The sequence below is a fragment of the Streptomyces panacea genome (assembly GCF_040560175.1).
Classification (GTDB): domain Bacteria; phylum Actinomycetota; class Actinomycetes; order Streptomycetales; family Streptomycetaceae; genus Streptomyces; species Streptomyces panacea.
Genome location: NZ_JARJHW010000286.1, coordinates 1 through 6,121 on the forward strand (window position 1 = coordinate 1; position 6,121 = coordinate 6,121).

9 protein-coding genes are annotated in these 6,121 nt (G+C 69.2%); 5 read left to right on the forward strand and 4 right to left on the reverse strand.

Features of this window, described 5'->3' with window-relative positions; genetic code table 11:
• The 3 genes from P3L51_RS34515 to P3L51_RS34525 all read right to left on the reverse strand — a co-directional run.
• Nucleotides 1-584 (reverse strand): aminotransferase class III-fold pyridoxal phosphate-dependent enzyme (locus P3L51_RS34515; RefSeq protein WP_354609313.1); only part of this gene is annotated, 584 nt, incomplete at its 3' end.
• Between the two features lie 72 nt (nt 585-656).
• A complete protein-coding gene (locus tag P3L51_RS34520) occupies nt 657-1,901 on the reverse strand; it encodes an alanine racemase (protein WP_354609314.1) in 1,245 nt (414 codons plus the stop codon).
• Between the two features lie 236 nt (nt 1,902-2,137).
• Nucleotides 2,138-2,527, reverse strand: coding sequence for a MerR family transcriptional regulator (locus tag P3L51_RS34525; RefSeq protein WP_354609315.1), 390 nt, complete (start codon nt 2,525-2,527; stop codon nt 2,138-2,140).
• 80 nt (nt 2,528-2,607) lie between these two features.
• Here P3L51_RS34525 and P3L51_RS34530 point away from each other — a divergent pair, with 80 nt between their 5' ends.
• From P3L51_RS34530 to P3L51_RS34540, 3 genes are all read left to right on the forward strand, one after another.
• A complete protein-coding gene (locus tag P3L51_RS34530; protein ID WP_354609316.1) occupies nt 2,608-3,495 on the forward strand; it encodes an NAD(P)-dependent oxidoreductase in 888 nt (295 codons plus the stop codon).
• Between the two features lie 30 nt (nt 3,496-3,525).
• The gene (locus P3L51_RS34535) at nt 3,526-3,960 is read left to right on the forward strand and encodes a PPOX class F420-dependent oxidoreductase (RefSeq protein WP_354609317.1); all 435 of its coding nucleotides are present in this window, start codon (nt 3,526-3,528) and stop codon (nt 3,958-3,960) included.
• Between the two features lie 377 nt (nt 3,961-4,337).
• Nucleotides 4,338-4,622, forward strand: coding sequence for a hypothetical protein (locus P3L51_RS34540; RefSeq protein WP_354609318.1), 285 nt, complete (start codon nt 4,338-4,340; stop codon nt 4,620-4,622).
• Between the two features lie 76 nt (nt 4,623-4,698).
• On the opposite strand, the gene P3L51_RS34545 is transcribed toward P3L51_RS34540, so the two are convergent.
• Nucleotides 4,699-4,905 carry a hypothetical protein gene (locus tag P3L51_RS34545; protein WP_354609319.1) on the reverse strand — a complete coding sequence of 69 codons (207 nt, stop codon included), beginning with the start codon at nt 4,903-4,905 and terminating at the stop codon, nt 4,699-4,701.
• A gap of 298 nt (nt 4,906-5,203) precedes the next feature.
• Here P3L51_RS34545 and P3L51_RS34550 point away from each other — a divergent pair, with 298 nt between their 5' ends.
• The gene (locus tag P3L51_RS34550) at nt 5,204-6,034 is read left to right on the forward strand and encodes a helix-turn-helix domain-containing protein (protein WP_354609320.1); all 831 of its coding nucleotides are present in this window, start codon (nt 5,204-5,206) and stop codon (nt 6,032-6,034) included.
• The coding region (locus P3L51_RS34555) for a DUF397 domain-containing protein (protein WP_354609321.1) at nt 6,031-6,121 on the forward strand (91 nt) is incomplete at its 3' end. The genes P3L51_RS34550 and P3L51_RS34555, both read left to right, overlap by 4 nt.

Below are 6,121 nucleotides of genomic sequence, written 5' to 3' on the forward strand. Positions count from 1 at the left end.
TACGGGTACGGCAGCCGCGTCACCTCGCCACCCGCCGCGCCCCCGCCCTGCACCGGCTCCCTGACGGCCACGCTGCCGGTCGCCGCCAGCGCGCCCGCCGTCATCCCGTGGTACGCGCCGGTGAACGCGAGCACCCCGCGCCGCCCGGTCGCCGTCTGTGTCAGCTTCAGCGCGGCCTCGACGGCGTCGGTCCCGGCGGGCCCGCAGAAGTGCACGCGGGCGCGGTCGGCGAACGCCTTCGGGAGCGTCTCGAACAGCGCGTCCGTGAAGTCGTCCTTCTCGGGCGTCGCGAGGTCGAGCACGTGCAGCGGGGCCCCGCTGTCAAGCGTGCGCTGGATGGCCTCGCGCACGACGGGGTGGTTGTGGCCGAGCGCGAGCGTTCCGGCGCCGGAGAGGCAGTCGAGATAGCGGCGGCCGTCAGTGCCCTCGATCGTCATGCCGTGGGCGCGGGCCGGGACGATCGGGAAGGAACGGGCGTACGTGCGGGCGGACGACTCCCTGGCCCGCTGCCGCTCCAGGATGGAGTCGGCGGTGGCTTCCGCGGACCGCCCGGCGGCGGGCAACGTGACAGCGGGAACGGTCATGGAACGGCTCCGGAGTATGAGGGTGGGAGAAGAGGCGGGGAGGGAGGACGGTCCGGGCCCTGGGAACACGCCCTAGAGCAGATGCCGCCCGGCGACCGGGTGCCCGAGGAAGGAGTGCATGGCGAACTCCCAGCCGTAGGAACCGGCGTTGGGGAAGACGACGAGATCACCCGCGCGCACCCGTTCGACGAAGACGTCCCGAAGCAGGGTGTCCTCCGGTGTGCACAGCTCGCCCACGACGGTGACACGCGTCTGTTCCGCGGCGGGCCTCGGACACTCCCCGCCCGCCTCCCACGCATCGACGGGCAGCACGGCGACGTTGTGCACGATGTCCCAGGAGGTGGGCAGCTGGAAGTGGTTGATTCCACCACGCAGTACGGCGAACCACTCGCCGTAGGAGGCTTTGACGTCCGTCACCTCGGCCGCGTACCAGCCGCAGTCCGCGACCAGGAACCGGCCCGGCTCCAGCACGACCTTCACCCCCACGGGTGGCTCGACGAGCGCGGCGAGTTCACCGAACCGGGCCATGTCGAAGGGCGTCTCGCCCTCGAAGGCGACGCCTATGCCGCCGCCGATGTCGACGTGCCGCAGCTCGATGCCGGTCTCGGCGGCCGTGGCCACGCTCCACTCGACGCACCAACGAAGGTACGCCGCATGGGTGTCGGCGTCGAGGTTGTTCGACGCGGCGTGGATGTGGAAGCCGACGATGTCGAGGCCGGGGAGCTTGCCGGCGGCGTCGAGCACGCCGGGTACGTCGGGCTCGGCGACACCGAACTGCGAGGGCGCCCCGCCCATGTGGAGCGAGCCGCTGATCGGGATGTCGGCCGGATTGACGCGCAGCGCGACGCGCGCGGTGACCCCTTCGGTGACGGCGATACGGCTTATCCGGTGGAGTTCGAGCAGGCTCTCGGCGTTGATGGCCTCGACCCGGGCGCGGACGAGGGCGGTGAGGACGGGTACGGACTTGGCGGGCCCGGCGGCCACGACAGCGGGTGTCGCCCCCGATTCGCCGACGGCCAGGGCGAGTTCCAGCTCGCTCACGGACGCGACCTCGAAGCCGTCGACGTGCGGGGCGAGGGCGCGGACGATGCCGGGGAACGAGTTGGCCTTGACCGCGTAGTAGACGGCCGCCCAGTCGGGCAGCGCGGCCCGCAGCTCCCGGGCACGCGCGGCGGCGACCGCTCCGTCGTACACGTACGCCGACACGGGCTCGGCGCCGCGCGCCAACTCCAGCAGTCGGCTGCGGACGGTGGCCGGCAGGACGTCCACGGGGTGGGCGGCGAGCGGCGCGGCGGAGGGCGGGAACTGGACGGACACGACGGTTTCAACCTCGGCTGGGGGATGGGGGATCGACCGGTCTCGGCAGGCGGCGCGCTGTATCAGGGTACGAGCGACCGCTCCGGGTGGACAGATCGGCCAACAACGTCGCCGGACGCCGACAGTCCGGCTAATTGTTAGGCGAGCCTAACCTAACGCCTCGTCCGGGAGGCTCCAAAGTAATCCATACGTGGAGGGAGATTTCCGGGCACGGTGCCGCTCGACGCCTCCGCCGATCAGGCGTCGCACGCCCCGGACCGGGCGTACGGCGACGCCTGCCGCTCGGTGGCTTCGATGAACTCCCGCAACGTCCGGCGCGAACGGACCAGCGTGTCGATGTGATCGTCCAGTCCCCGCTGCCGCGCCCGAAGCATCACCAAGACGTCGTCGCAAGGCATGAGTTCGGGCCCCGCGCCGGTCGCGCAGGGCAGCAGGAACGCGATCTCCTCGGTCGAGAGCCCCGCTTCGAGCAGCCGTCGGATCTGCGTGACGGTCACGACCGCGTCGCTGCCGTACTCGCGGTAGCCATTGGCGCCGCGCTCCGGTTCGAGCAGGCCCTGGGCTTCGTAGTACCGCAATTGATGAGCGTTGACGCTCGTCCGCCGGCTCAGTTCCCCGATCAGCATGTCGGCACCCCTTGACCTTCATATCGGTATGAACGTTGAGGATTCTGTCACGCGCACCGATCCATACCGAGGAGCGAAGAATGAACTCTGCTGCACCCGTGACGGTCATCGGCCTGGGTCTGATGGGCCAGGCGCTGGCCGAGGCGTTCCTGCGCGAGGGGCACGCCACGACCGTGTGGAACCGTACGGCGGCCAAGGCCGACCCTCTCGTCGCGAAGGGCGCCACGCTCGCCGACTCGGTCGCCGACGCCGTCGCGGCGAGCCCGCTGGTCGTCGTCTGCGTCCTGGACTACGACGCCGTGCACGCGCTGCTCGATCCGGTGGGCGACGTACTCGACGGCCGGGTCCTGGTGAATCTGACCTCGGGCACGTCCGAGGGCGCCCGCGAGACGGCCAAGTGGGCGGCGGCGCACGGCGCCGCGTATCTCGACGGCGCGATCCTGACCGACCCGGGCGGCGTCGGCACGGCGGACGCCGTCATCCTCTACAGCGGGCCGCGCGCGGCCTTCGAGGCACACGAGCCGTCCCTCAAGGTTCTCGGCGGGGCCACGGACCACCTCGGCGACGACCACGGTCTGACGTCGCTGCACGACGTGGCGGTGCTGGGCCTGATGTGGGGCGTCCTGAACAGCTTCCTCCAGGGCGCCGCCGTGCTCGGCGCGGCGGGGGTGAACGCGGGGGCGTTCGCGCCGCTCGCGGCCAAGAGCATAAAGATGCTCGCGGAATGGGTCCCCGGCTACGCGGAGCAGATCGACAAAGGCGAGTATCCCGCCCCCGATGCCACCCTGAACACCCATCTGGCCTCGATGGACCACCTCGTCGACGAGAGTGAATTCCTCGGCGTCAACGCCGAATTCCCCAAATTCCTCAAGGCCCTGGCGGAACGTTCCGTGGCGGACGGTCACGGCGCCGAGGGTTACGCGGCGATGATCGAACTCTTCCGCAAGCCCGAGGGGGCACGGGAATAGCCGACAGCCCGTCATTCATTGGAGCCGTACATGACCACCACGACACCGTTCAACCCGCGCACGCTCCTCGCGGCGAGCCGCCTCGGCGTCCTCGCCACGATCAAGTCGGACGGCCTGCCCCAGCTGTCCCCCGTGATGCCCTTCTACGACGAGGAGGCCGGCGTCCTCTACGTATCGATGACGGAGGGCCGGGCGAAGACGACGAACCTGCGGCGTGACCCCCGGGCGGCCCTGGAAGTCACCAGCCCCGACGGCTGGTCCTGGGCTACGGCCGAGGGCCGGGTCACCCTCACCGGCCCCGGCACCGACCCGCACGGCCCGGAGGTCGAGGCCCTGGTCGACTACTACCGCCACGCCTCCGGGGAGCACCCGGACTGGGACGAGTACCGCTCGGTGATGGTCGCGGACCGCCGCGTCCTGATGACGATGACGGTGGACCACGTGTACGGCGCGAAGATCGCCTGACGACGGGCCGTCGTGCGGAATACCGGGGCCGCTCTCCCCGCGTTCCTCGCGCGCCGGAGCGAGCCCGCTCGCGTCGCCGTGCCCATGGGGTCGTGGAACGTACCCCCGCGCCTTGCAGCCACAATCGCTCCCCGAGCCCGTGCCCTATTGCGCTGCACCGCGTTGCAAGATGCCTGGAGGTGATTACTTCATGAAAGGTGATCGGCACCCGAAGGCGGATGTCGAAGCGGCTCTGCGGCGGGCGGAGATGGCCGGCCTCAAGGTCAAGCGGGACCAGAATGGTCACCGTTGGGGTTACGTGGTCTGCTGCCCGTGTTCTGCCAGCACGAAGGTGTGGAGCACACCGACGAGTCCAGGTACGGAGGGGAAGAAGGTCGATGAATTCACCCGTCGGCACAGCAGCTGTGCGTGAGTGGTCGTTCGTCATGTACCCCGAGCACGAGCCGACGCGGGAGCAGTCCGACTGTTTCGACCACGACGACGTCCTCGCCGGCGGTCAGGTCGGCTGGGAGCAGGATCAGCAAGGCACGCGTTTCCCCTGCGCAGTGCGGGCTCCCCAGTTGGAAGAGGCCGTGGCTTGGGCCGTTGAGCGCCTCGGCGAACTGGGGTTGCGCATCGTGCGGGTCGAGACAACCGAAGGCGGGGAAACTCCTCTCCAGTAGCGGTTGGCGCGATTCGTGGTCCCAGATGCCGAACGCTGGACCGGTCTCCCCGCCACCCTGGCGAACGCTCCTGGCACTACGTACCGTCTGAAAGGTCCCCCGGCGGCCGGTAGTCCGGGCACAGCGAGTGCCCGCACTCGCACGGCGGCCAGCGATGGACGGCGTCCCCGGGGAGCACGGGCTCCTCGGAACGGCGGCCGTCCGTACGGACCACCAGGACGCCGTCCGTACCGAACCGCTCCGTCAGCCGCGCCAGTTGCCTGCGGGCGTCGCTCTGCGTCATTCCGTACCTCGCCTCAGTCGGTGGAGCACGCGCTCCAACAGCTCTCGGGTGACGGGGTCATAGACGCGCGGCACACCCTCGGGCACGAGCCGCCAGAAGCCTCCGGCGTGGATGACGGCTTCAAGTTCGGCCGTACCGGGGTGTGTTGGGGCGGACCCTTCGAGTCCCTGTTCGCACATGGAGAGGTGCGCCTTCCGTCATCGCGTCATTACCGTCTGTGCATCAAGAATCGGTCGTCACGCGTACGATCAGAAGTCGTTTGTCTCCCAACACGACTACGGGGATAAGGGGTTCGCCGATGGCACCACGACCGCGCGAGCTTTCACCGGAACGCTCGGCCCGCGATCTGTTCGGCTCCGAAATGCGACGCCACCGCGAGGCAGCGGGCATGAGCCTGGAAAGCCTGGCGATGGTGGTCAGATACTCGAAAAGCGCACTGGCCCGCTTCGAAACGGCCGAAACGATGATCCCGGAGGATCTGCCGGACCGCCTGGACGCGGCGTTCGGGGCGGGCGGGATCTTCAGGAAGCTGTACGCGCTGGCGCGGAAGGAGATCCACCCGGATCAGTACCAGCGACGGATGGACCTCGAAGCGCGGGCGCGCGTCATCCAGGAGTACGCCAGCCAACTCGTACCGGGCATTGTCCAGACGGAGCCGTACGCCCGCGCGCTGTTCGAGATCCACAACCCGAAGGCCACGCACGACGAGATCGATGAACTGGTCGCGGCACGAATGGGCAGGCAGGCGCTGCTCACCGCCGACCCGGCACCCGATTTCTCCGCGATCCTGGACGAGGCGGTACTGCTGCGTTCGTACGGCGGCCCCGCCGTCATGCGGGCTCAACTGACCCGGCTGCTCGACCTGACGCTCACATCGACCAGCATGGTCCAGGTTCTCCCGTTCGCACACGGGGGACATGCCTTGGCCAACGGTTCACTGACGTTGATGACGCTCGAAAAAGGCACCCAAGTCGCCTACGAGGAGAGCATTTCCACGGGCACGCTGCTGGAGGAAAAGACACTCGTCAGGGCCCGGCAGCGCGCCTACGATCTGCTCAGGGCCAGTGCCCTGTCGCCGAAGGACTCAGCGACGTTCATCCGAGCAGTCATGGAGGCACTTCCATCATGAGCAGCAGCCTGACGCACGCTCAGTGGGTCAAGTCCACGTACAGCAACGGCAACGGCGGCGGCTGCGTCGAATGGGCCCCCGCCCACG

Bases quoted from the DNA above. Each gene is read 5' to 3' on its own strand.
- P3L51_RS34525 (WP_354609315.1), bottom strand. From the start codon at position 2,527: ATGCTGATCGGGGAACTGAGCCGGCGGACGAGCGTCAACGCTCATCAA.
- P3L51_RS34530 (WP_354609316.1), top strand. From the start codon at position 2,608: ATGAACTCTGCTGCACCCGTGACGGTCATCGGCCTGGGTCTGATGGGC.
- P3L51_RS34535 (WP_354609317.1), top strand. From the start codon at position 3,526: ATGACCACCACGACACCGTTCAACCCGCGCACGCTCCTCGCGGCGAGC.
- P3L51_RS34540 (WP_354609318.1), top strand. From the start codon at position 4,338: ATGAATTCACCCGTCGGCACAGCAGCTGTGCGTGAGTGGTCGTTCGTC.
- P3L51_RS34545 (WP_354609319.1), bottom strand. From the start codon at position 4,905: ATGACGCAGAGCGACGCCCGCAGGCAACTGGCGCGGCTGACGGAGCGG.
- P3L51_RS34550 (WP_354609320.1), top strand. From the start codon at position 5,204: ATGGCACCACGACCGCGCGAGCTTTCACCGGAACGCTCGGCCCGCGAT.